Origin of the sequence: Sulfitobacter dubius (genome assembly GCF_027214245.1) — a bacterium.
Lineage (GTDB): Bacteria > Pseudomonadota > Alphaproteobacteria > Rhodobacterales > Rhodobacteraceae > Sulfitobacter > Sulfitobacter dubius_A.
This window is the reverse complement of the sequence record NZ_JAPWHM010000001.1, coordinates 414,927-439,957: the sequence shown is the minus strand read 5'-3', so window position 1 is coordinate 439,957 and position 25,031 is coordinate 414,927. Positions and strand designations below refer to the sequence as shown.

The window sequence follows — 25,031 nt, the reverse complement described above, 5'->3', positions numbered from 1 at the left end:
ACCTATCGGATGTGACCGCTTCTCTACCGCGCTATCACGTCGACTTTAACACGGTCTTGAAGTGTTCGGCCCATGTTGGCGCGATAAAAGTCGTCGCGGGGCGCGGGTCTGGCACAGATGCGGCCCATTCTTCGATTGTTCTAATCCATGAATAGGGCTCGCTCAGGGCCGCGTAAACGGCTTTGTCGCCCAAGACCTCGTGCAACACTGGTAAATCGTTGCATAAAACACGCGATCCAAGGCTCAGCGCCTCGGCCGGGGGCAGGCCGAACCCCTCTGCATGGCTGGGAAAAAGCATCCCCGCCGCGCCCTGAACCAATGCGGCCAATCCGGCGTCGCTGAGGCTTGAGAACTCGCGCACAGGGCCGCCCGGAATCAGCCGATCAAGTCGGTCAAAGACCGCGCTGTTGTTCCACCCCCGAGCGCCGCAGATCAGCAGCAGCGGCGCGCTAGGGCCCATCTGCTGCCATAGGTCCAGCAAGAAACCATGGTTCTTGCGCGGCTCGATAGTGCCTACAACGACGAAATAGGGAAGCTTTGGCGGCAGGCCCGCAGGCAGTTCACCGCCATCGGGCGCAGGCAGATCAAGACCCAGATGCGCGACAACGGCAGGGGGATTCCGCCCCCGCATCTGCGCCTCGCTGCGCCGGCGCGTGTCCTGCGAGTTGTAGATCACCAGATCGGCCTGCGCAGACACCCGGTCAATCTTGGCCCGAAACGGCGCGACCGTGCCGGGACGTTGGTAGGCGGGATGGTCCAGCGGAATCACATCATGGATAAGAACCGAAATCCGTCCCTGCGCCTTTTTCACGGCGCCCAGAACCCGGTCCGTCAGATTGCTGTGACCAACGTTAAGATAGGCAAAGCCCGGTGGCAGATGCCGCGAGAGCAGTGAGGGCAACCCGGCAGGCAGACACCGCCCCCTCGCCAAGCGCCTCAGGTCGCTTTCCGCCTGTGTTAGAGCCACACTACGCCCCCGTGGCAAGCGCGACAGAAGGTCTGCCCGTCCCCAAGGAACGCGGCCTTCAAGGCTATCTTGAAAGCCCTGCATCCCAGCACGGTCCAGCAAGACATAGCCCAAAGCCGTGCGCGCCACTCCAAAGAGCGGCGCGTCACCAGTCAGAAGATGTGCGAGATAGGCCAGTTCGACCCGATCAACCCCCGTCGCGACCCGCCCGACCCGTCGCAGACTGCGCGTCAGGTCCAAGAGTCGCGCGGTGGGTTCAGCCATCGTAATGGCCGGTCTGGTGCCATTTCCAAGCGTCGGCAATCATCTTGTCCAAGGTCGAGCGCTTGGGCGCCCAGCCCAACTCCTCTTCCGCGCGGGAAGAGCCTGACACAAGTTTGGTACAATCCCCGGGACGGCGCGCGCCGATCTCATGGGGCACCGTTTGATTGGTCACAGCGCGGCTATGGTCGAGCACTTCACGCACCGAAAAGCCACTGCCGGTGCCAAGGTTGAACACGCGGCTGCCCTTCCCGTCCTGAAGCCATTTCAGACCCAAAACATGGGCATCGACCAGATCGCAAACATGCACATAGTCCCGAATACAGGTGCCGTCGGGGGTGTCATAGTCATCCCCGAAAACAGTCAGCGCCGCGCGTTTTCCGGCAATCGCATCCAGCATCAGCGGGATCAGATGCGTCTCTGGCTGATGGAACTCGCCCACTTCGCCTTCGGGGTCCGCCCCGGCAACGTTGAAATAGCGGAAGATGACATGCTGGAGCCCATGGGCGGCCTCAAAGTCGCGCAGGATGTCCTCGATCGCCCGTTTGGACGCCCCATAGGCATTGATCGGATATTGTGCGCTGTTTTCGTCCAGTACCACGTTATCCTGATCGCCATAGGTCGCACAGGTCGACGAAAAGACGAATTGCTTGCAGCCCGCAGCGACCGCCGCCTCAATCAACGTGAGGGAGCCGTTCACGTTGTTGCGCCAGTAAAGCCCCGGCTCCGCCATGCTTTCCCCCACTTGGCTGAGGGCGGCGAAGTGCATTACCGCGACGGGCTGATGTTTCGCAAAAACCTCATCCAGCCGGGCGCGGTCCAGCAGATCGCCTTGCTCAAAGGGGCCGTATTTCACGGCATCGCGCCAGCCAGTCACCAGATTATCAAATGTAACGGGGATAAAGCCCGCCGCTTTCAATGCCTTACAAGCGTGCGAGCCGATATAGCCCGCTCCGCCCGTTACCAATACCTTTTCCATTTTGCGTTTTCCCGACCTTACTGCGCGGCCCGGTCGATTTGGGAAATACTTTGCAGATAGGCCGAAAGGTCGTCGCGCAATTCCTCACGGGCGAGACCAAAGGCCACGGTCGCTTGAAGAAAGCCCGCCTTGGAGCCGCAATCGAAACGCTGCCCGCGGAACCGGAAACCATAGACATCACGGCCTTGCTCGATCTCTTGGGCGATCGCATCGGTCAACTGGATTTCACCACCCGAGCCGGACTTCAGTTTGTTGAGGTTCTTCAAAACGTTCGGCGAGAGGATATAGCGCCCGATCACCGCAAGGTTCGATGGCGCTTCGTCGACGGCGGGTTTCTCTACCATCGCTTTGACCTTCACCATATCGCCGCGCTCTTCGCTGGTGTCGAGAATGCCGTAGGAAGAGGCACGGGAGGGCTCGACCTCCATCGCGGCGACCATGCTGCCGCCGGTTTCTTCATAGGCTTCGACCATCTGCTTGAGGCAGGGCTTTTCCGCCGCGATCACGTCATCAGGCAGCATGACGGCAAAGGGTTCATTGCCGATCAAACGGCGGGCGCACCAGACCGCATGGCCAAGCCCAAGCGCCTTATGCTGGCGGATATAAGCAATCGCACCGCTGTCCATATTGGTGCTTTGAAGCGTCTCGAGAAGCTCTGTTTTGCCCTTTTTACGCAACTCCTGCTCAAGCTGCGGGGCGTGGTCGAAATAATCCTCCAACGCGCCTTTGCCGCGCGAAGTCACGAAGATGAACTCTTTGATCCCGGCCGCCCGCGCCTCATCGATTGCGTATTGAACCAAGGGGCGGTCAACGAGGGTCATAATCTCTTTGGGCACCGATTTGGTGGCGGGCAGAAAGCGTGTCCCCATACCTGCGACAGGGAAAACCGCCTTTGTTACCTTCTTGCGCATGTTAATCCTTACAACTTATTCGAAAAATACAGAACGCCACGGTAAATCCACCTGCGTCTTTTAACGGCTACGATCATCGCTGAAACCGCGCTGTCTGGCAACTCGCTTAACTTCTCTTTTCAGCCGATCACACCGCCGCCTTAAGCGAAAAACCGCGTCATCCCGGGCGGATTTTCCGTATATTCCACCTGTTTGCAGCCAAATAGCGTGGGTCGGATCAAAGGCAACGCGATGGTAGAGCGCCGTTGGCGAAAGGCTGATCAGGGTGACGATCTCTCCGGCTTGCGCCCGTTTTGCAGCTTTTGCCCGGTCTCGTGCCAGTTTTATAGGCCGGGTGAAGATCGCTACGCTGCGCCGCGGGCGGGCGGGAAAGGGGCGAAAGGGGCTGTTGGCGACGCGCGGTATGGTGGTGCTGACGATGGGGCGCTCCAGCCCCTTGGCGTGGCCTTCATCCAGTCTGCGCAGCAGACGGGGAACATCACGTGGCTCTAACCCGCCGCTTATCAGATGGCGCAGCAACCGGCGACGCTCTGCCGCGCGAAGGTGGGCCCATTGGGCGGCACGGTCCTGCGGGGGCAGATGTTTGCGATGGAACACAGCCCAGCTTGCCCCGATGTCGAAAAGATCACGCGGCACGCGGTTGGCGCTGCGCATCGCACTGGCGGCGAAACCGTGATGGACCTCGGCCAGCGGCACGATTGCGGTGGCATGGCCCGCCCGCGCCAGTCGCATGTTCAGGTCGGTTTCATCGAGGTAGTAGTGAAAGGCCGGGTCAAAACCGCCCATCTCCACCAAGACATCGCGCCGAAAGGCCATATTGGTGCCTTCGGTTTTGATCGCCCCCCCGGCCGGGGGGTGCAGAATGCTGGGCGTTTCGGGGTCTACATCAAGCTTTTCCGGCTCTCCCAAAACGTTCAGCTGGCGCGCGCGGTATTGGAACGAGATGCCGTTTCTCCCCCGGACGAAACCAGTCATCGCCGCGACATCGGGCCGGTGCGCAGGTTCCAGCAGGTGACGCAGCCACAGCGGCTCTGGCACGGCATCATCGTCGATAAAGGCCACGACCTCCCCCGCGGCCTCGGCGATGCCAAGGTTGCGCGCGGCAGAGATATTCGGACTGTCATAAGTGACCAGCTTTAGGGCCTCGGCAAAGGCCATGTCGCGGGCCACGGCGATCCCTGCGGGATCGGCCACGACGATGACTTCGAAAGGGGCATATTGAAGCTGCCCCACCCCCGTCAGACAGCGCCGCAATGCCTCGGGCCGGTCCCGGCTGACGATCACGACGCTGACAGGCACGCCGCTTTCCAGCGTGGCACTGACGGGGGTGGTGGTCATTCCAGACCCATTTTCGCCATCATAGCTTCGAGCTTCGGCACGTCTTCGGGGTTGTTCAATTCCCAGAACTCGCGGCCCTTGGCCTCAACCTCGGCGCAGAGCACCGGGCGGCCATTCTCAAGGAAACGGAGCTGTTCCAGCCCCTCCAACTGCTCCAAGGGGCCGACAGGCCAGCTGGGGTAGCGCGCCAGCGCGTCGGGGCGGTAGGCATAGACACCGACATGATGGAAAACCGGGGTCATATCAGTCTCTGCATAGGGGTTTCCGATATAGGGAACGACCTCTTTCGAGAAATAGAGCGCCTGATTATCGGCCCCGAAAACCGCCGTCGTGCCCCCGACGCGGCCCGCCTTGCGGTCACCCAAAAGACTGTTCAGCGTGGCACCGTCGCAACGCAGCACCGGGGTGGCAATCTCGGCATTGGGATCATCTTTCAACCCCTGCACCAGCCCTTCGACGAACCAATGCGGCGTTAGCGGTGCGTCGCCTTGCAGGTTGACCACGATGTCATAGCCCCCGCCCAGCGCGGCATGAGCTTCGGCGCAGCGTTCGGTGCCGTTGGCGCAGGCTTCCGAAGTCATCACGACCTCGGCGCCGAAACCTTCTGCGGCATGGCGAATGCGCTCGTCGTCGGTGGCCACCACCACACGATCAACGCCCGAAACCGCGCTGGCGGCACGCCAACTGCGCTCAATCAGGGACTGCTTTTGCCCCGTAGCCCCGGTGAGGGCCACAAGCGGTTTGCCGGGATAGCGGGTGGAGGCATAGCGGGCGGGGATGACGATCAGAACAGACATCAGCCCGCTTTCAACTCAACACCCGGGGCATGGGCGATGAAGAATGGGTTGGCAAAATCTTCCTTGCCGTAGGCCAGCGGGGTGAGGTCATCGAAACGCACCACTGCGCCGCCTGCCCCGTTCAGCACCGCATGGCCTGCGGCGGTGTCCCATTCCATCGTGCGGCCCAAACGCGGGTAGAGATCGGCCTCTCCGGTCGCGACCAGACAGAACTTCAGCGACGACCCTGCCGAGGTCATGTCCCGCACGCCGTATTTACCGATGTAATCGTCGGTCGCCTGATCGCGGTGTGATTTGGAGGCGACGACCATCAGGGCCGTATTGTCTGGATTAGAGACAGAAATCGCCTTTGTCTCACCCACCTGCCCTTTGGCGAATGCGCCGGTTTCCTCGACCGATTGACCGTCGGCTTGGGTAAAGAACATCCGGGATTTCGCGGGGGCATAGACCACGCCGAGCGTCGGCACGCCGCCTTCGACCAGCGCGATGTTCACCGTGAAATCCCCGCGGCGGTGGACGAATTCCTTGGTGCCATCCAGCGGGTCAACGATGAGAAATGTATCGCCTTTGGCGGTATGGGTCGCAGCCTGTTCTTCAGTGACCAGCATGACATCGGGAAAGGCAGCGCGGAGCCCTTTGGAAATGATCGCATCGGCGGCTTCGTCGGCGGCGGTGACGGGGCTGTCGTCGGATTTCGATTTCACCTCGAAATCATCCTGACCATAGATCTCCATGATCTTATCCCCGGCCTCCAATGCCAGCCGCCGCATTTCTGCGACCAATTTCTCGTAATCCATTTTGCCTCCGGCCCTGCGGGCTGTCGTTGCTTCAATTAACCGTTTCCCTTATGCTGTGCAGCTAACGGAACAGCAAGAATTCCGTGCCACGTTAGGGCTTCGTCAAGGACGCGCGCATGTTCCAATCTTCCAGAAAGCCGAAATCCGGCTTTGGCTCGGCTCTCTCCATTGCAGAGTTGGTTTACCATTCTGTGGTACGCAACGTGCGCAAACAGCACAACAACGCCTTCATCGCCATCGCGATGAACATGCTGCAAACGGTGATGTTCGTGCTGGCCTTCTATGTGATGTTCTCAATCCTCGGGATGCGTGGGTCAGCTGTGCGCGGTGATTTTCTTGTCTATCTGATGTCTGGCATCTTTCTCTACCTCACTCATGTGAAGGCATTGGGCGCGGTCGCCGGGTCAGAGGGGCCGGCAAGCCCGATGATGCAGCACGCCCCGATGAATACGATCATCGCCATCGCTTCGGCGGCGGTCGGGTCGCTCTATATTCAGGTGCTGTCGCTCTTTGTGATCTTGTTTATTTACCATGTGGCGGTGACCCCGATCTCCATCGATCAGCCCTTTGCCGCTTTCGGGATGATGCTCACCGCGTGGTTTACCGGCTGTGCGCTTGGGCTGGTGATGCTGGCGATCAAGCCGTGGTTTCCGTCCTTCGTGACAATTTTTTCGACCGTCTATCAACGTGCCAATATGATCGCCTCGGGCAAGATGTTCCTCGCCAACTCTCTGCCCGGCTATATGCTGGCGATGTTTGATTGGAACCCGCTGTTTCATAGCATTGATCAGGCGCGCGGCTTTGCCTTCATCAATTACAACCCGCGCTACAGCAGTTGGGAATACCCGCTCTGGGTTGGTCTGGTGCTTTTGATGATCGGGCTGATGGGCGAATTCTATACCCGCCGCCATGCGTCGATCAGTTGGAATGCCCGGCGGTGAGACTGCTGGCGGTCCTTCTCTGCCTCTGGGCGCTGCCTGTCTTGGCAACGCAGGAGGCATGGCCCGCTCTTTACGATGTCAGCGGCGTTGCGGCGGATGACGTGCTAAACATCCGCCAAGCACCTGACGCAAGCGCCCCGATCGTCGGCAGCCTCCAGCCCGACGCTGAAAATATCGAAGTGATCCGCCCCGATGACCACCATAGCTGGGGCTTGGTCAACACCGGCGAAGGAAGCGGCTGGGTGTCTCTAAGCTACCTCACACGTCTACCGGGGCAATGGGATGGTGCGATGCCACCCGTGGCGCGTTGCGGGGGGACGGAGCCGTTCTGGTCCTTCGACGTGACCGGCGAAACGCTGAGCTATGATGCATTGGCGGACAGCCCGCGCAATTTTCGCATCACGCAGTCCGGGGCGGCGCAGGGACGGCGTGACAGCTTTCATTTGATTGGTGAGGGGCCGCAGGGCGCGGCGATCGCCACACTGTCGACCCGCGCCTGTAGTGACGGCATGTCAGACCGCGCCTATGGGCTTGCTGTCGACCTCCTTCTGCAAGGAAAGGACGGCTGGCAACACCAAACGGGATGCTGTTCGCTCAGCCGCTGAAACGACGGACTTTTCAAAAAAGTCCGTCTCCGTTTTCTTTAAAAGAAAACGTCACTCCACCACCCGAAGCGTCAGATTGATCCGCCCCCCTTTGGGCAGCAGCGTCGACGTGCCGGGCTTGATCCGGTCCACCCCGTGGTAGGTCAACCGTGCCTCTCCGCCCATCACCACCACATCGCCCGACTGCAGCCAGACCGATTCCGTCTTGCCGCCGCGCGTCAGGTTGCCGATCCGAAACAACCCATCATCTCCCAGAGAGACCGAGACAACGGGCCACTGAAAGTCCGCCTCATCCCGGTCCTGATGCAGCCCCATGCGCGCATCGGCATCGTAGTAGTTGATCAAGCAGCATTCGGGACGACGCTCCAACCCCGTCAACTTGTCCCAGATCGTCAGAATCGGTGCGGGGATCTCGGGCCATGTCTGGCCATCGGGATGTTCGGTGACGTAACGATAGCCGCGCCGGTCCGAGAACCAGCCATAGCGCCCCGCCGCGCTCATCCGGACCGACATGCGCCCGCCGCGCGGGACTTCGGGGCGAAAGAATGGCGCCTCGCGCACCACATCGCGCACCGCGTCCAGCACCTCCTGCTGGGCCGCTCTTCCCAGAAATTCTTTGTGGATATCGAAGCCCCGCAGGCGCAAAGCAGTCATTTTTCGTTCTTCCTCACTCGTTTGGCAAAAACATCACGGAATCGCGACCATCCTGACCAGCCAATGGTTGCAGGGTGCAAATACCCTCCCTATATACGCTCCGAACCGTCGAAGGCACGTGGTCTTCGATGTCAACAGATCGGGGCAGGATGCCAAAACGGGTCCGCGTCTCGTGTCATCGCCTTAGATTCAAAGAGGGATCGAAACATGTCCAAAGTAATCGGTATTGACCTTGGCACCACCAACAGCTGTATCGCCATCATGGATGGCAGCCAGCCGCGTGTGATCGAAAACGCTGAAGGCGCGCGCACAACGCCGTCGATCGTTGCTTTCACCGACGATGAGCGCCTTGTCGGCCAGCCGGCGAAACGCCAGGCGGTCACCAACCCAGAAAACACAGTCTTCGGCGTTAAGCGCCTGATCGGCCGCCGTAACGACGATGCGGATCTGGCCAAAGACAAAAAGAACATGCCGTTCAACGTCATTGATGGCGGCAACGGCGACGCATGGGTCGAAGCCCGTGGTGAGAAATACTCCCCAAGCCAAATCTCGGCCTTCATCCTTGGTAAGATGAAAGAAACCGCAGAAAGCTATCTGGGTGAGGAAGTCACGCAGGCGGTTATCACCGTGCCCGCATACTTTAACGACGCCCAGCGTCAGGCGACCAAAGACGCTGGCAAGATCGCCGGTCTCGAAGTGCTGCGGATCATCAACGAGCCGACAGCCGCCGCGCTGGCCTATGGCCTCGACAAAGAGAACACGCAAACCATCGCGGTCTATGACCTTGGCGGCGGTACATTCGACGTGACCATCCTTGAGATCGACGACGGCCTCTTCGAAGTGAAATCCACCAACGGCGACACGTTCCTTGGTGGTGAAGACTTTGACATGCGCATCGTCAACTACCTTGCCGATGAGTTCAAAAAGGCCAACGGCGTTGACCTGACGCAAGACAAGATGGCGCTGCAGCGTCTGAAAGAAGCTGCCGAGAAAGCGAAGATCGAGCTTTCCTCGTCCAGCCAGACCGAGATCAACCAACCCTTCATCTCGATGGGCAAAGACGGCTCGCCGCTGCACATGGTGATGAAGCTGACCCGCGCCAAGCTGGAAAGCCTTGTGGGCGACCTGATCAAAGCGTCGATGAAGCCCTGCGCCGCAGCGCTGAAGGATGCCGGTCTCTCGGCTTCCGACATCGACGAAGTCGTGCTGGTCGGTGGTATGACCCGTATGCCGAAAGTCGCAGAAGAAGTGACCAAATTCTTCGGTAAAGAGCCGCACAAGGGTGTGAACCCTGACGAAGTTGTGGCCCTTGGTGCCGCCATTCAGGCCGGTGTTCTGCAAGGCGACGTGAAAGACGTGGTTCTGCTGGACGTGACACCGCTGTCGCTGGGCATTGAGACCCTTGGTGGTGTCTTCACCCGTCTGATCGACCGTAACACCACGATCCCGACGAAAAAGTCTCAGGTCTTCTCGACCGCCGAAGACAACCAGAACGCTGTGACGATCCGGGTTTTCCAAGGTGAGCGTGAGATGGCTGCCGACAACAAGATGCTCGGTGCCTTCAACCTTGAGAACATCCCGCCTGCCCCGCGCGGCATGCCGCAGATCGAAGTGACCTTTGACATCGACGCCAACGGCATCGTGTCCGTGGGCGCGCTCGACAAAGGCACCGGCAAAGAGCAGAAGATCACGATCCAAGCGTCGGGCGGTCTGTCGGATGCGGATATCGAAAAGATGGTGAAAGACGCGGAAGAGAACGCCGAGGCGGACAAATCCCGTCGCGAGCTGATCGAAGCGAAAAACCAAGCGGAATCGCTGATCCACTCGACCGAAAAGTCGCTGGAAGAGCATTCCGACAAGGTCGATCCGACCACCGTCGAAGCGATCGAACTGGCCATTGCCGCGCTGAAAGACGAACTGGAAACCGACAATGCCGACAAGATCAAATCCGGCATCCAGAACGTCACCGAAGCGGCCATGAAACTGGGCGAAGCGATCTACAAGAACGCTCAGGAGGAAGGCAACGACGACACGGCGCAGCCTTCGGATGCTCAGCAATCGCAGGGTGGCGACGACGACATCCTCGACGCCGAGTTCGAAGATCTGGACGACGACAAGCGCGCGTAAGCGTGAAACGGAACCTGTGAAAGGGCCGGTCCGTCAGACGGGCCGGCCCATCACGTTCCAGTGCAGGAGCATGATAACCCATGGCAAAACGTGACTACTACGAGGTGCTTGGCGTTGCCAAAGGGGCCTCTGCCGACGAGATCAAGAAGGCCTACCGCAGCAAGGTCAAAGACCTTCACCCCGACCGCAACAAAGACAATCCAAACGCCGAAGCCCAGTTCAAAGAAGTGGGCGAAGCTTATGACGTGCTGAAAAGCGACGACAAGAAAGCGGCCTATGACCGCTACGGCCACGCCGCCTTTGAAGGTGGCATGGGCGGAGGGCGTCCCGGCGGCGGCATGGGCGGCGGTCAGGGCGATTTCTCTTCGGCCTTTTCCGACGTCTTTGACGATCTCTTCGGTGACTTCATGGGCCAACGTGGGGGCGGCAGCGGACGCCGTGCTGCACGCGGTGCCGATTTGCGCTATAACCTGCGCATTTCCCTCGAAGATGCCTTCTCGGGCATGCAAAAGTCGATCACCGTTCCGGCCTCTGTCCAGTGTGATTCATGTGACGGCAGCGGTGCCGAAGGCGGCGCAGAGCCTTCGACCTGCCCCACCTGTTCGGGCATGGGTAAGGTCCGCGCGCAGCAGGGCTTCTTCACTGTTGAACGCACCTGCCCTACCTGTTCCGGCATGGGCCAGATCGTCAAGAATCCTTGCAAGAAATGCCGCGGCGCGGGCCGTGTTGAGAAAGAGCGCACGCTTTCGGTCAACATCCCCGCGGGCGTCGAAACCGGCACCCGCATCCGGCTTGCCGGTGAAGGCGAAGCGGGCATGCGCGGGGGGCCGTCGGGTGATCTCTATATCTTTATCGAGGTGGCCGAACATGAGCTCTTTGAACGTGACGGGCCGAACCTGTTCTGCCGCGTTCCCGTGTCGATGAGCACGGCCGCCTTGGGTGGCAATATCGAAGTGCCCACCATCGATGGTGGCCGTGGCCGCGTGCAGATCCCTGCAGGCAGCCAATCGGGCCGTCAGATGCGTCTGCGTGGCAAGGGCATGCCGCCGCTGCGTGGCGGTGGCGTCGGTGACATGATCATCGAACTGGCGGTTGAGACCCCGGTGAACCTGACCAACAGGCAGAAAGAACTGCTGCGGGAGTTTGAGGGCGAAGCCCAGAACAACAACCCGGAAAGCAGCAATTTCTTCTCTTCCGTCAAATCCTTCTGGGATTCGATGAAGGGTTAAAATGTTGCGGGTGAGGCGTATTGCGCGCCTCACCCGCAACCCTAGGTGCACAAGGTAAATAGGACGTGAAAACCCTGTTAACCGAATCCTAACCACCTTAGCGCAAAACTCTGGTCATGACCCGTGCCCCGAGAACCTTGGCTGATCAGCCCCTTCCCTTCCTGATGGACGAAGCGCGCAGACCGCCGTCCAATACGGGCAAACAACCCTCTTATATCGCAGACCACCGCCAGCGCCTCCGCAGCCGTTTTGTCCATGGGGGCGCCGCCGCCATCCCGGATTATGAGATGCTTGAGCTTGTCCTTTTCCGCGCCATCCCCCGCCGCGATGTGAAACCGCTGGCGCGCGAACTTTTGGACCGGTTCGGTGACTTTAACCGCGTCATCACCGCCCCTGCCGCCCGCCTGCGCGATATCAAAGGTGTTGGCGAAGCGGTGATTGTCGAGCTCAAGATCGTTGAGGCTGCGGCCCAGCGGCTCGCCCGGGCGAAGGTGCTACAGCGGCATATCGTGTCCTCTTGGGACGCTCTGCTGGACTATTGCCACACCACCATGGCCCATCTCGAGATGGAGCAGTTTCGCGTTCTCTACCTCGACCGAAAGAACATCCTCATCGCGGATGAGGAACAGGCGAAAGGCACGGTCGATCATGTCCCGGTCTATCCGCGCGAGGTTGCCAAACGCGCGCTTGAACTGAACGCCAGCGCGATCATCCTTGTCCACAATCACCCCTCGGGCGACCCCAGCCCATCAAGATCGGACATCGACATGACGCGACAAGTCGCTGCTGCCTGCGATGCCTTGGGGCTGACCCTGCATGACCACCTGATCATCGGCAAATCGCGCGAGCTAAGTTTTCGGAGCGAAGGACACCTGTAAGGCCCGCGCTCCTCAGCGCACCCAAACCTCGACCCGCCGGTTGGCCTGTCGGCCCCAATCGCTGTCATCGCAGGCAATCGGCATCGCTTCGCCAAAGGCATCTACCCGCAGATCAATCCGCGACAGGTTGGCGGTCACCGCGGCGGCACTGACGGCACGTTGCACTGCTTCGGCCCGGCGCAGCGCGATCTCGCGGTTGGCCCTCGCTACGCCCTCTCCATCGCTGAAGCCCACGAACATCAACCGCCGCGCGTCATATTGCCCCTGCTCCAGCGCCCGCGCCAATTGCTGAACGTTAGAGCGCGACTGCGCGTCAAGCCGGATCGAGCCTGCCTCGAACCGGAAAGAGGTCGTCAGCCGCGCCATCGGCACCAGCGTCGCCGTCATGCGCTGCAATTCTTCCAGCGGGGTTTCGATCCCCGCAGTGATAATGGCATTGGCAAAGCGGTTGCCCTGTTCCTCTACCGGGATTTCTTCGGGCGTCTGATCCACGAACCCGGCCCTACGGATCACGATCTGCGCTGAAGGGCCGCGGGTAAAGGCCAGAAACTCGCGTGTGATCAGCGGCAGCCGACGCGCCGGGAAATAGAGGAACATCGGCGCGGTCAGCGGGTAGTCTTCGGTTTTGATCGTGCGCCGCGCGGCATCCAGCGCAAAGCCACAGTTACCGCCAAGGGTCAGCACCTCGGTCCCGCCCTGTTCGGCATAGCTGGTGATCCCAAGGGCAAAAACATCTCGCGCGACCGCCTCTGCCAGCGCGTCGGGCATGGTGTGGCGCGTGACATCGCCGCTCAGTTCCAGTCCGGCGGGCGTTAATACCTGATCCACAATGGCTTGGCTCAAGCCGCTGTCGGCGGTGGGCAGATGCAGTTCAATGGGCGCGTCCGGCCCACCTAGGCGCTGCCAGTTCTTAATCTCACCGGAAAACACCCGGGCCAAGGTCAACGGCGAGATCTGTTTCACCGGATTGGACGGGGCAACCACAGGCACCACCGCATCAAGCGCCAGCACCCGGCTGCGATTGGCGCCGGTCAAATCGCCCAGCCCCAACTCGCGGGCATTGATCCGCTCCTCGCGGCGCACTTCGCGCAGGGCCATCACCACATCGGCCTCATCCGCCAGAAGATCGGCAAAGCCTTCGTTGGTGTTGGTCGCCCGGAAATCAAATCGCGCGGCCAATTTGCCATCATCCTGACGCGAAAGCAGCAGTGCGAAACGCCCACCTTCCCCGTCTTCGCGGTTCACCGTATAGCCCTGCCGCGCCGCGAAGGCTTCGGTCAGCGCGGGCATCAGCACCGCCCCCATGGTCGCCGAGCCCGAGAACCGCACCTCGGCCACGAAATCTTCAAGGTTGGGGCAACCCGGCCCGGCGCAGGACACGCCACTGCTGTCGACGGTCAGCTCGCCGTAGTCGGTTTCGACGCGATAGAATTCGCCGTCAAAGCCCAGCAAGGTGCCGCTGAGTTCAACGCTGCCATCGCGCGAGGTCAGCGCGATATCCTGCGCCGCGCCCGTAACTGCCGTAAAAAGCAAAAGTGCGGCGCTGATCGCCGCACGTTTCAACCCGTTCATCAAGACCTACCCGGTTGCGTCAGTTCTGCGCGACTTTCAGGTCTTGGAGCAAATTATTCAACACCAGAAAGTTGCCAACCGCATCACACTCCGGCACGGCGAGGGTCAAGTTCTGGGTTTTCACCGGATCGTCGCCACGCAATTCCAGCGCCTGTGCTTCGATCTCAAGCCCGCAGTTGGCCTCGCTCACCTCTGCCTCGACACTGAGCGCGACATCGCCCTCCTGCGCCGCTTTGGCGACCGGGAAGCTATAGACTTCGGCCATCAACGGCTCAGCGGTGTCGGTGTCGCCATTGCGGGTCATGAAGCCGCCTTCGCCCAGCACGGCAGCGGTTATATCGCGCGGGGCGCCGGACCAGACGTGGCCCGCATCGCCGTAATCCGCGCCGAACTCACGGGCGTGAAGCTCAAACCCCGCGGTGCCTTTCCATTGCAGCACGACTCGGTTGAAATCAGACAATTCGGGCACGGTGGTCTGCGCCACAGCGCCGTCACCATTGCCAAAGGCAAGGATGAACACAGCCTCTTCCGCGAGGGCCGGGACGGAGACGGACAACCGTCCTTTGTCGTCGGTGACTTCGGTAAAGATCATGCCGTTGTGGTGCACGGTCAGCCGTTCATTCGGCAGACAAGCCGCATCCAAGCTGAGTTTCACCATCGCGGCGGCCACGGCGTCTGCGGTGGCGATGATATCGCAGGTCGCGGGGATCGCAGTGCTGTGGCTCTCAGGTGCGGGGGGCAGGCTTTGAGGAGCTGCGGCTTTGACCACCCGGTCATCCAGCGTCGGCAACGCGATGGGACTGTCCAGCGCGGCAGAGGTCAGGGTGATGCCCTCAACTTCGAGCAGCGCGCCATTGTCGGCCACCAGACGCTGCGCCTCAGCCGCGCCGTAACGCTGCTGCGCCGTGTCAGAGCTTTGCATGACATAGCCGATGCCCACGGCACAGGTGAGAGTGCCGACAGCCGTCAGAATTTCTTTAGTGCGCCACATGACAAGTCTCCTTCAACGGATTCGTTGGAGACTTTATGAGCGGGGATCAGGGCCGGGGTATGGCCCTGAAACGCCAAGTTATGGGCGAAAAGATGTCGCGGCTCAGGTGATCTGGCCGTGGCAGTGCTTGAACTTTTTGCCAGAACCACAGGGGCAGAGATCGTTCCGGCCAGGGTTGCCCCATGTGGCGGGGTCGTTCTCATCAAAGCCGGGTGCGGCGGCCTCGGCCTGTTCAGATGCCTCATCTGCGGCCTCGGTTGCAGCGGCCTGCATGGCGGCCTGACGGGTGGCCATTTCCTGCATCATCTCGCGACGCTGCTCTTCGCTCATCGGTTGGATTTGCCCCAGTTTCTGAGTCACGTCCTGCCGCAGGCTGTCGAGCATCGTCTCGAACAGTTGGAAGGCTTCGTTTTTATACTCGTTCAGCGGGTCGCGCTGCGCGTAGCTGCGAAAGCCCACGACCGAACGCAGATGCTCCAGCGTCAGCAGGTGGTCGCGCCATTTGGTGTCGATGGCTTGCAACAACAACTGTTTTTCGATGTTGCGCATGTTCTCTTCGCCGAAAGCCTCGGCCTTTTTGGCCATCAGCTCATCCGTGGCCTGCATCAGACGTTCGCGGATCACCTCGTCATCCACGCCGTCTTCTTCGCACCATGCGATGATCGGCACATCGACGTTCAGCTGTTCGATCACCGCGGCATAGAAACCTTGGGTGTCCCACTGATCGGCGTAGGTTTTGGGCGGCATATAGGTGTCGATCAGATCGTCGATCACCTGCTCGCGCATGTCGGTGACGATCTCATTGAGGTTGTCCGCCTCCATGATCTCGCGGCGCTGGCCAAAGATCACCTTACGCTGCTCGTTCATCACGTCGTCGAACTTCAACAGCTGCTTACGGATGTCAAAGTTGCGGCCTTCGACCTTCGCCTGCGCGCGCTCCAGCGATTTGTTCACCCAAGGGTGCACAATCGCTTCGCCTTCTTTAAGGCCCAGCGTGGTCAACACTTTCTCAAGCCGTTCAGAGCCGAAGATGCGCATTAGGTCATCTTCGAGCGACAGGAAGAAAGAGGTGCGGCCCGGGTCGCCCTGACGGCCCGAACGGCCGCGCAACTGGTTGTCGATTCGGCGGCTCTCGTGACGCTCGGACGCCAGAACATAAAGACCGCCGGCCTCCAGCACCTTCTGCTTTTCTTCGGCGTGCTGCGCTTCGATCTGGGCGCGGATATTGGCCGGATCCGCTTCGGGATCGGCGTCCAGCGCGTCGAGCACTTTCAGTTCGACGTTGCCGCCCAGCTGAATGTCGGTGCCACGGCCCGCCATGTTGGTCGCGATGGTCACGGCGCCAAGCTTGCCGGCATCGGCGATGATCTGCGCTTCCTGCTCGTGCTGGCGGGCGTTGAGCACGTTATGCTCGATCCCGTCGGCGGTCAGCATGGCGCTGAGCTGTTCGGACTTTTCGATTGAGGTGGTGCCGACGAGGCAAGGCTGACCCTTGGCGTGGGCTTCCTTCACCTTTTCAATCATCGCCTCGTATTTTTCGCGCGCGGTGCGATAGACGGCGTCGTCTTCGTCGACACGGGCAATCGGCACGTTGGTCGGCACTTCGACAACGCCAAGGCCGTAAATCTCGGCGAATTCCTCGGCTTCGGTCAGGGCCGTGCCGGTCATACCGCCCAGCTTGTCGTAAAGACGGAAGTAGTTCTGGAAGGTAACGCTTGCGAGGGTCACGTTCTCGGGCTGGATATCAACGCCTTCTTTGGCCTCAATCGCTTGGTGCAGGCCATCCGACAAGCGGCGGCCCGGCATCATGCGACCGGTGAATTCGTCGATCAACGTCACCGCGCCGTCGCGGACGATGTAGTCTTTGTCGCGCTGGAACAGCTTGTGCGCGCGCAGACCTTGGTTGACGTGGTGCACGATGGTCGTGCTTTCGGGATCATAAAGGGTCATCCCCTCTTCGATCAGATCACGGGCGCGCAGCTGCTCTTCGAGGAACTCATTGCCCTCGTCGGTGAAGGTCACGTTGCGGGTTTTCTCGTCCAGCTCGTAATGTTCTTCGGTCAGCGAGGGGATCAGCGCGTCGATGATCTGGTACATCTCCGAGCGGTCCTGCGAGGGGCCAGAGATGATCAGCGGCGTCCGCGCTTCGTCGATCAGGATACTGTCGACTTCGTCCACGATGGCAAAGTTATGCCCGCGCTGCAGCATGTCCGACAGGTTCGACTTCATGTTGTCGCGCAAATAATCGAAGCCCAACTCGTTGTTGGTGGCATAGGTGATGTCGCAGGCATAGGCCGCGCGCTTTTGATCTTCGGGCATGCCGGAATAGGCGACCCCGGTGGTCAGCCCCAAGGCACCAAAGACTTTGCTCATCCATTCGGCGTCACGTTTGGCGAGGTATTCGTTCACCGTCACCACATGCACGCCTTTATGCGTGAGCCCGTTGAGGTAGGCCGCGAAGGTCGCGGTCAGGGTCTTGCCCTCACCGGTCTTCTGCTCGGCGATATTGCCTTGATGCAGGAAGATGCCGCCCAGAAGCTGGGTGTCAAAGGCCCGCAAGCCAAGGGTACGACGGGCCGCCTCACGGCAGTTGGCAAAGGCTTCGGGCAGCAGATCGTCAAGGTCCTCGCCCGCATCGGCCCGTTTGGCCAACTCTTCCGTGCGCAGCTTGATCTCGTCGTCGCTTAGCTTTTCGAACTCAGGCTCCAGCGCATTGATCCGTGCCACAAGCGGACGGGTCGCCTTGATCTTCCGGTCGTTTGGCGTGCCAAAGACCTTTTTGGCGATTGTTCCGATACCCAGCATGTAATCTCCCGCCGAAGTTATGGTGTCTTGCGCCGATCTGGTTGCCGAGCGCCATGGCAGCCCATAGATAGTGGATGAGCCCGCGCCTCTCAGCGCCATAAGGCGATGTAAGGGGCGTGCCATACACTGTCAATGTAGCAGCCCTGCTACGAAGGAAGCGATTGGACCCAACCATGCAAAAACCCCTCACTTTTCTGTCGTCTTTGGCGCTTGCCGCCGCTGTGGCGCTGCCTGTTGCCGCCCAAGACGAACCGGGTGTCGACACGGTTGTTGCCACCGTCAACGACACTGAAATCACGCTTGGCCATATGCTTGTCGCGCGTGCCAGCCTGCCCCAGCAGTACCAGCAGCTGCCCGATGACGTGCTGTTCAAAGGCATCCTCGACCAGTTGGTGCAGCAAACGGCCCTCGCCGACAGCTTTACCGGCGAATTGCCGCCGCGCGTGACCCTGTCGATCGAAAACGAGACTCGCTCGCTCACCGCAGGTGAGGCGATCGAAGGCGTGATGGCCGAAGATGTCAGCGACGAAGAACTGCAAGCCGCCTATGACGCGCAGTACAAAGACGTCGAGCCTGAGCAGGAATTCAACGCCTCGCACATCCTTGTCGAAACCAAGGAAGAAGCCGACGCGATCAAGGCTGAACTCGACGAAGGTGCGGACTTTGCCGAAGTGGCGAAAGAGAAATCGACCGGCCCCTCCGGCCCCGGTGGCGGTTCGCTCGGTTGGTTCGGCCCCGGCATGATGGTGCCCGCCTTTGAAGAGGCCGTGGCTGGCATGGAAGCCGGCAGTGTGTCTGATCCGGTGGAAACTCAATTCGGCTGGCATGTCATCAAGCTGAACGAGACCCGGACAGGCGAAGCGCCTGCGCTGGAAGATGTGCGCGAAGAGCTTGAGACTCAAGTGCGCCAGACCAAAGTGCAGGAAGCCATCGAAAGCCTGACCGAGGCCGCCGAGGTTGACCGCAGCGCCGCCGAAGGCATCGATCCGACTGTTCTGAAAAACATTGAATGGCTGAACTGACCCATGGGTAAATCACTGGCTGTCTCGCCGCTCGCCCCGGCCCGTTTTCCCGACCTTCCGGTTATCGACGGCGTGACATTCGCCACCATCGCCGCTGGCGTGCGCTATCGAGGCCGCACCGATGTGATGTTGGCGAAGCTGGCACCGGGCAGTGCTGTGGCGGGGGCGTTCACACGCTCTGCCACCCGCGCTGCCCCGGTGCTGGACTGCCAGGCAAAAATCGGCGGCGCCTCGGATGATGGCGCCGCTATCGTCGTGAACTCTGGCAATGCCAACGCCTTTACCGGGCGCGGCGGCACCGACGCGGTCGAGGCGATCACCGCCGCCGCCGCCGAAGCCTGCGGCGTGCCGCAATCGCGGGTTTTCACCTCGTCCACCGGCGTCATTGGCGAACCCCTGCCCCACGAACGGATCACCGCCGTGCTGGGCGATCTCCACGCAAAACTCGACCCTGCAGGCATCGAAGACGCCGCGCGGGCCATAATGACAACGGATACTTTCCCCAAAGGCGCCAGCGCGACCGTAGAGATCGACGGCAAAACCGTCTCAATCGCGGGGATCGCCAAAGGCTCGGGCATGATCGCGCCCGATATGGCCACCATGCTGGTCTATATCTTTACCGATGCGGTAATCGCGACAGATGCGCTGCAACACCGCCTTTCGACCCATACCGAGACGACATTCAACTGCATCACCGTCGACAGCGATACTTCCACCTCTGACGCGCTGATCATGGCCGCGACAGGGGCCTCAGGTGTCGATGTGTCGGATAACGAAGCCTTCGACACGGCGCTGCGTGACGTGATGATGGACCTTGCACATCAGGTCGTCAAAGACGGCGAAGGCGCGCAGAAGTTCGTCGAAGTGGCCGTCACCGGTGCCTCCAACGATGACGAGGCCAAGGTCCACGCCATGGCCATCGCCAATTCGCCGCTGATCAAAACCGCCATCGCTGGGGAAGACCCCAACTGGGGCCGCGTCGTCATGGCCATCGGGAAATCAGGCGCTCCGGCAGATCGTGACCGCCTCTCGATCCGCTTCGGCGATGTGGAGGTCGCCCGCGACGGCTGGCGCAGCCCCGACTATTCCGAAGAGGATGCGGCCGCCCATATGAAGGGCCAGAACATCGTCATCGGCGTCGATCTGGGCCTCGGCGAAGGCCGCTGCACCGTCTGGACCTGTGACCTTACCCACGGCTACATCGACATCAACGCCGACTACCGGTCCTGATCCGATGAAGACAGTGCTCGTGTCTGCCGCCGCTTTGATCGACGTTGATGGCCGTGTGCTTTTGGCGCAGCGGCCCGAAGGCAAGCCAATGGCGGGCCTATGGGAGTTTCCCGGCGGCAAGATCGAACCCAGTGAAACGCCAGAGGCGGCGTTGATCCGGGAGTTGCACGAAGAGTTGGGGATCGAGACATGGGAATCCTGCCTCGCCCCGCTGACCTTCGCCAGCCATAGCTACAGTGATTTTCATCTGCTGATGCCGCTTTTTGCCTGCCGCAAATGGGGCGGCACCCCGGTGTCGCGCGAAGGGCAGACCCTGAAATGGGTGCGTCCCAATGAAATGCGCGGCTATCCGATGCCCGAAGCAGACGTGCCGCTCATATCAATATTGCGTGATTGGCTCTAGCCTAGAGTGGCAGAATTGCACTAGTGATCACCAATCACTCAGCATGTTGCGGATTTTTTAACCCAAAGCGCATCATCCTGAGGCAGAGTTGTAACATCTGTATGAAAGGGTGCCGACATGTTGAGAACCATCGCAATCGGAAGTTCCATTTACGTTCAGGGTATTTTTGTAAAAATGTTGGCGGGCGGTCGCATGGCTGTTCAAGTCGACGGTAAGATTTTCGAAGGCAGACCAGTCTGAAAAATCTGCGCGGAACGCCTATTTAGGTGAACAAATAGGCGTTCCACCGCGTTTCCCCTGAGCATTTGGCAGGGGATTTTATGTCATCGAAGCGCGCTATTGTCATCCTGAACCGCGGTTCGGGCCGTCAAAACGGTGACCAAGCCGAAAGGACCATACAAGCTGCCTTTGCGCGGCACGGGGTCACGGCGGAATTCATTCACATCGACAAACGGAATGACCCAGCCAGTGCGGCTCGCCAAGCCCTGTCTATGGCCGAAGGCATCATTGCCGTGGCCGGGGGGGATGGCACGATCTCTGGCGTGTCCTCGGCGATGAAGGATCAGGACCGCCCGCTTGGCATCATCCCGCAGGGCACCTTCAACTATTTTGCGCGGTCGATGGGCATTCCAGAAGACCTGCAAGAGGCGGTTGATGTCATCGCACGCGGCGAAAGCCGCGCGGTGCATGTGGCGACGATCAACGGTGAGACATTCTTGAACAATGCCAGCATCGGGGCCTACCCGGCGATCCTCAAAACTCGTGAAGGTATCTATCGCCGCTGGGGCCGCAGTCGGATCGCTGCCTACTGGTCGGTGATCAAAGCCTTGATAGATTTTCGCACGTCGCTCAAGCTGACCATTGTGGTCGACGGCAAAGAGACCGAGCTACGGACCCCGCTTGTATTTGCTGTCAACAACGCCTTTCAATTGGATCAAATGGGTCTTGCGGGGCAAGACTGTATCGCGCGCGGCGATATGGTGCTGCTGGTCGCCCCCGATACCTACCGCTTTGGCCTGCTGCGCCATGCGGTGGCATTAGCCACAGGCATGGCAAAACATCATACCGATTATGAAATGCTCTGCGGGTCCGAGATCGAAATACGTATGAAACAGCGCAAACGATATGTCGCGCGGGACGGAGAGATTGCGGTAATGAAGGGCCCCTATAGGCTCACCCGGGCGACCTCTCCCATCCATATTTTCGTCCCGCGCGCCTCTGGAAAGGACGTGCGATGAGCCGCTTGATCCACCTATCCGACCTGCACTTCGGCAAGGACCGGCCCGACCTTCTTATGCCCTTGTTGGAGGCCGTGAACGGTTATGACCCCGATCTGGTGATCATCTCAGGCGATCTGACCCAACGGGCGCGGGAAAAGGAATATCGTGCGGCGCGGGCCTTTATCGACCGGATCAATGCGCCTGTCTTGAGCGTGCCGGGCAACCACGACATCCCCCTGCACCGCCCCTTTACCCGGTTCTTGGCCCCTTGGCGTTACTACCGGCGCTGGATCAATCACGATCTGACCCCGGTGCACGAAGGCGCGGATTTTGTCGCTGTGGGGATCAACACCGTCGACCGCTTCAAATGGCAGACCGGCAAACTGGGCCTGCGCCGTTTGGGGCGGGCCTGCCGTGCCCTGTCGCGTGGCGGGAAGAACACATTGCGCATTGCGGTGTGCCACCATCCGCTGGATCACCCCAATGAAACTGACAAGCGGCCCATTCCGGGCGCGCAACGTGCCTTGAAACGGCTTCTGGACTGCGGCGCGGACCTGATCCTGTCAGGCCATCTGCACATTTGGCACGCGGGCACCTTTGCCCACCCGGCGCCGGAGCATGACGGCCATCTGGCAATCCAGTTGCACGCGGGCACCAGCCTGTCGTCACGCCAGCGGGGGGAACCGAATGATTTCAATCTGATCGATATCTCGCCCCTGCACGTCAACCTTGCGCGGATCAGCTTTGACGACGGCAAAAAGGCCTTCACAAAAGCAGAGGCCCGGCAATTTGACCGGGCCTCTGGGGAATTTGTCTTGTAAGCGCTTGGCTTAGGCCAATGTGCGGGTCACTTCTTCGCGCTCGAAAATCTCGATCACATCGTCGGGACGAATGTCATCGTAGTTCTCGAATGCCATGCCGCATTCCTGACCAGACTGAACCTCAGGCACTTCGTCTTTGAAGCGCTTGAGCGTTTTCAGCGTACCTTCGTGGATCACGACGTTGTCGCGCAGCAGACGCACACCGGCGCTGCGGCGGGCGACGCCTTCGGTGACCAGACAGCCCGCAACTTTGCCCACACCGGTGACCTTGAAGACTTCTTTAATGTTGGCATAGCCAATGAAGTTTTCTTTGATCTCGGCGCTGAGCAGGCCGCTTGCAGCCGCTTTGACGTCATCCACAAGGTCATAGATGACCGAGTAGTAGCGGATTTCGACGCCCTTCTGGTTCGCAGTGTTCCGGGCCGAGGCGTTGGCACGGACGTTAAAGCCCATGATCGGTGCGCCGGAGGCTTCGGCAAGGCCAACATCCGTCTCGGTGATCGCGCCCACACCGGAGTGCAGAACCCGAACACGGACTTCGTCGTTGCCGATTTTCTCCATCGCCTGAACGATCGCTTCGGCAGAACCCTGCACGTCGGCTTTGACCAAAATCGGCAGCTCGCTGACGTCTTCGTTCGCCTTGGCGTTGGCCATGAGCTGTTCCAGCGTCGTGGCAGCACCGGCAGCGGCACGTTTGTCCTTGGCAGCATTGGCGCGGTATTCAGCAATCTCGCGGGCCTGCGCTTCGGTTTCGGTCACGTTCAATACGTCACCGGCCTCTGGCGTGCCGTTGATGCCAAGCACCTCGACCGGGACCGATGGCCCGGCTTCTTTGACGCGCTCACCTTGGTCGTTGATCAGCGCACGGACCTTACCGTATTGCTCACCCACAACAAAGATATCGCCCTGACGCAACGTGCCGTTTTGTACCAGCACGGTCGCCACGGGGCCGCGGCCCACGTCAAGCTGCGCTTCGATCACCGCGCCCACTGCGGCCCGGTTCGGGTTCGCCTTGAGTTCGAGGATTTCAGACTGCAGCGCGATGGCTTCGAGCAGTTCGTCGAGACCTTGGCCCGTTGCGGCCGAGACTTCGACATCCTGCACATCACCGGACATCTTCTCGACGATGACTTCGTGCTGAAGCAGATCGGTACGAACCTTGTCAGGATTTGCGGCAGGTTTGTCGATCTTATTGATTGCCACGATCATCGGCACTTTGGCCGCTTTCGCGTGGGCAATCGCCTCGATCGTTTGCGGCATCACGGCGTCATCCGCCGCGACCACCAGAACCACGATATCCGTTACCTGAGCCCCGCGCGAACGCATGGAGGTAAAGGCCGCGTGGCCCGGCGTATCAAGGAAGGACAGCACCGCGCCATTGTCGGTCGTGACCTGATAGGCACCGATGTGCTGGGTGATCCCGCCCGCTTCGCCAGCAACCACTTTCGCATTACGGATCGCGTCGAGCAGCGATGTTTTACCGTGGTCAACGTGGCCCATGATCGTGATGACCGGGGGACGGCCCTGCAGATCCTTGGGATCGTCCACGGCCTCTTTGATGACGTCTTCGACATCGGCGTCGGAAACGCGCACTACTTTGTGGCCGAATTCTTCGATGATCAGCTCGGCTGTATCGGCGTCGATGGTTTCGTTCTGGGTCACCATCAGGCCGTTTTGCATCAGCGCCTTGACCACCGCGCCGGTCTTTTCGGCCATGCGGTTCGCCAGTTCAGAGACCACGATGGCGGGCGGCAGTTGCACGTCACGCACGATCTTTTCACGCTCGACCTGACCACCCATCGCTTTCTGACGGGCACGTTCCTGCTTGCGCTTCATCTGCGCCATGGAACGCTGACGGCCACCTTCGCCACCGGCGAGAGCCTGATTGACGGTCAGCTTGCCCGCGCGGCGGCTGTCGCCACCTTTGCTGCGCTTCTTGCTGTCGTCGCGGTCACGCTCTGTGGTTTTACGCGGCGTTGCGGCGGGCATGGGCTTGCTGCCCGGCTCGCGTGCAGCGGCAGGTTCGGGCGCGGGTGCGGCGGCAGCGGCTTCAGCCTCTGCTTTGCGGCGCGCGTCTTCCTCTGCCTTGGCTTTAAGGCTTTCTTCGCGCTCACGCTCTTCGCGTTCCTTGGCTTCGATCTCGGCCCGGCGGCGCTCACGCTCTTCGGCGCGGGCCTTTTCCTCGGCCTCACGTGCTGCGGCTTCCTCAACCTCACGGGCTTTGGCGGCCTGAACAGCTTTCAGACGACGCTCCATCTCGGCATCGGTGATGCCCGCGGGGCGCTTCTTGGGATCGCCAATCGGCCCGGCGCCCGGCCCGGTTGGTTTCTGGCCACCCGGCTTGGGCACCACAACACGCTTGCGCTTGGTTTCGACCACAACGTTTTTGGTACGCCCGTGGCTAAAGCTTTGCTTTACATTCCCCGGACGTGCGCCACCGCGCAGACCCAATGTTTTCTTGCCGTCACTATCGCTCATGAAGC

The 25,031-nt window shown here is 60.4% G+C and carries 21 protein-coding genes; 10 read left to right on the top strand and 11 right to left on the bottom strand.

Annotation, left to right across the window (positions count from 1 at the left end):
• Positions 1 to 34 precede the first annotated feature (34 nt).
• Genes O4H31_RS02165 through cysQ form a run of 6 tightly spaced genes read right to left on the bottom strand, consistent with a single transcriptional unit; the run spans position 35 to position 6,050 of the window.
• Positions 35 to 1,231 carry a glycosyltransferase family 4 protein gene (locus O4H31_RS02165; protein WP_269342340.1) on the bottom strand — a complete coding sequence of 399 codons (1,197 nt, stop codon included), beginning with the start codon at positions 1,229 to 1,231 and terminating at the stop codon, positions 35 to 37.
• Positions 1,224 to 2,207, bottom strand: a complete 984-nt coding sequence (gene galE / locus O4H31_RS02160; RefSeq protein WP_269342339.1) for a UDP-glucose 4-epimerase GalE — start codon at positions 2,205 to 2,207, stop codon at positions 1,224 to 1,226. Before galE ends, O4H31_RS02165 begins: the two co-directional genes overlap by 8 nt.
• A 17-nt stretch (positions 2,208 to 2,224) precedes the next feature.
• Entirely contained in the window at positions 2,225 to 3,118 is an 894-nt protein-coding gene (gene galU, locus O4H31_RS02155) for a UTP--glucose-1-phosphate uridylyltransferase GalU (protein WP_067916371.1), read from the bottom strand.
• Between the two features lie 60 nt (positions 3,119 to 3,178).
• On the bottom strand, positions 3,179 to 4,456 hold the full coding sequence (locus tag O4H31_RS02150) for a glycosyltransferase family 2 protein (RefSeq protein ID WP_269342335.1): 1,278 nt from the start codon (positions 4,454 to 4,456) through the stop codon (positions 3,179 to 3,181).
• A complete protein-coding gene (locus O4H31_RS02145) occupies positions 4,453 to 5,253 on the bottom strand; it encodes a 3-deoxy-manno-octulosonate cytidylyltransferase (protein ID WP_269342332.1) in 801 nt (266 codons plus the stop codon). Before O4H31_RS02145 ends, O4H31_RS02150 begins: the two co-directional genes overlap by 4 nt.
• A complete protein-coding gene (gene cysQ, locus O4H31_RS02140) occupies positions 5,253 to 6,050 on the bottom strand; it encodes a 3'(2'),5'-bisphosphate nucleotidase CysQ (RefSeq protein ID WP_269342329.1) in 798 nt (265 codons plus the stop codon). The genes O4H31_RS02145 and cysQ overlap by 1 nt, the downstream gene beginning before the upstream one ends.
• A gap of 116 nt (positions 6,051 to 6,166) precedes the next feature.
• Here cysQ and O4H31_RS02135 point away from each other — a divergent pair, with 116 nt between their 5' ends.
• A complete protein-coding gene (locus tag O4H31_RS02135; protein WP_120349760.1) occupies positions 6,167 to 6,991 on the top strand; it encodes an ABC transporter permease in 825 nt (274 codons plus the stop codon).
• Positions 6,988 to 7,596: a COG3650 family protein gene (locus tag O4H31_RS02130; RefSeq protein WP_269342325.1), complete on the top strand. Its 609-nt coding sequence runs from the start codon at positions 6,988 to 6,990 to the stop codon at positions 7,594 to 7,596. Before O4H31_RS02135 ends, O4H31_RS02130 begins: the two co-directional genes overlap by 4 nt.
• 51 nt (positions 7,597 to 7,647) lie before the next feature.
• On the opposite strand, the gene O4H31_RS02125 is transcribed toward O4H31_RS02130, so the two are convergent.
• Positions 7,648 to 8,250 carry an alpha-ketoglutarate-dependent dioxygenase AlkB family protein gene (locus O4H31_RS02125; protein ID WP_269342323.1) on the bottom strand — a complete coding sequence of 201 codons (603 nt, stop codon included), beginning with the start codon at positions 8,248 to 8,250 and terminating at the stop codon, positions 7,648 to 7,650.
• Positions 8,251 to 8,457: 207 nt separating this feature from the next.
• On the opposite strand from O4H31_RS02125, the gene dnaK reads away from it, so the two are divergent.
• The 3 genes from dnaK to radC all read left to right on the top strand — a co-directional run bounded on the left by dnaK (position 8,458) and on the right by radC (position 12,484).
• Positions 8,458 to 10,377, top strand: coding sequence for a molecular chaperone DnaK (gene dnaK / locus O4H31_RS02120; RefSeq protein WP_269342321.1), 1,920 nt, complete (start codon positions 8,458 to 8,460; stop codon positions 10,375 to 10,377).
• Between the two features lie 80 nt (positions 10,378 to 10,457).
• The gene (dnaJ, locus tag O4H31_RS02115; RefSeq protein ID WP_269342319.1) at positions 10,458 to 11,606 is read left to right on the top strand and encodes a molecular chaperone DnaJ; all 1,149 of its coding nucleotides are present in this window, start codon (positions 10,458 to 10,460) and stop codon (positions 11,604 to 11,606) included.
• A 164-nt stretch (positions 11,607 to 11,770) separates the two neighbouring features.
• The gene (gene radC / locus O4H31_RS02110; RefSeq protein WP_236627474.1) at positions 11,771 to 12,484 is read left to right on the top strand and encodes a RadC family protein; all 714 of its coding nucleotides are present in this window, start codon (positions 11,771 to 11,773) and stop codon (positions 12,482 to 12,484) included.
• A 12-nt stretch (positions 12,485 to 12,496) separates the two neighbouring features.
• Here radC and O4H31_RS02105 read toward each other — a convergent pair whose 3' ends face one another.
• From O4H31_RS02105 to secA, 3 genes are all read right to left on the bottom strand, one after another.
• Complete coding sequence (locus O4H31_RS02105; protein WP_269342317.1) at positions 12,497 to 14,056, bottom strand: phosphate ABC transporter substrate-binding/OmpA family protein; 1,560 nt, start codon at positions 14,054 to 14,056, stop codon at positions 12,497 to 12,499.
• A 19-nt stretch (positions 14,057 to 14,075) separates the two neighbouring features.
• A complete protein-coding gene (locus tag O4H31_RS02100; protein WP_269342315.1) occupies positions 14,076 to 15,047 on the bottom strand; it encodes a hypothetical protein in 972 nt (323 codons plus the stop codon).
• A gap of 102 nt (positions 15,048 to 15,149) precedes the next feature.
• On the bottom strand, positions 15,150 to 17,852 hold the full coding sequence (gene secA / locus O4H31_RS02095) for a preprotein translocase subunit SecA (protein ID WP_269342313.1): 2,703 nt from the start codon (positions 17,850 to 17,852) through the stop codon (positions 15,150 to 15,152).
• A gap of 173 nt (positions 17,853 to 18,025) precedes the next feature.
• On the opposite strand from secA, the gene O4H31_RS02090 reads away from it, so the two are divergent.
• From O4H31_RS02090 to O4H31_RS02070, 5 genes are all read left to right on the top strand, one after another.
• Complete coding sequence (locus O4H31_RS02090; protein ID WP_269342311.1) at positions 18,026 to 18,874, top strand: peptidylprolyl isomerase; 849 nt, start codon at positions 18,026 to 18,028, stop codon at positions 18,872 to 18,874.
• Positions 18,875 to 18,877: 3 nt separating this feature from the next.
• Positions 18,878 to 20,104, top strand: a complete 1,227-nt coding sequence (argJ, locus tag O4H31_RS02085) for a bifunctional glutamate N-acetyltransferase/amino-acid acetyltransferase ArgJ (RefSeq protein ID WP_269342309.1) — start codon at positions 18,878 to 18,880, stop codon at positions 20,102 to 20,104.
• A gap of 4 nt (positions 20,105 to 20,108) precedes the next feature.
• On the top strand, positions 20,109 to 20,507 hold the full coding sequence (locus O4H31_RS02080) for a (deoxy)nucleoside triphosphate pyrophosphohydrolase (RefSeq protein WP_269342306.1): 399 nt from the start codon (positions 20,109 to 20,111) through the stop codon (positions 20,505 to 20,507).
• 320 nt (positions 20,508 to 20,827) lie between these two features.
• Positions 20,828 to 21,745: a diacylglycerol/lipid kinase family protein gene (locus tag O4H31_RS02075; protein ID WP_269342304.1), complete on the top strand. Its 918-nt coding sequence runs from the start codon at positions 20,828 to 20,830 to the stop codon at positions 21,743 to 21,745.
• Complete coding sequence (locus tag O4H31_RS02070) at positions 21,742 to 22,548, top strand: metallophosphoesterase family protein (protein WP_269342302.1); 807 nt, start codon at positions 21,742 to 21,744, stop codon at positions 22,546 to 22,548. The genes O4H31_RS02075 and O4H31_RS02070 overlap by 4 nt, the downstream gene beginning before the upstream one ends.
• 9 nt (positions 22,549 to 22,557) lie before the next feature.
• On the opposite strand, the gene infB is transcribed toward O4H31_RS02070, so the two are convergent.
• Entirely contained in the window at positions 22,558 to 25,026 is a 2,469-nt protein-coding gene (gene infB / locus O4H31_RS02065) for a translation initiation factor IF-2 (RefSeq protein ID WP_269342300.1), read from the bottom strand.
• Between the last annotated feature and the right edge of the window lie 5 nt (positions 25,027 to 25,031).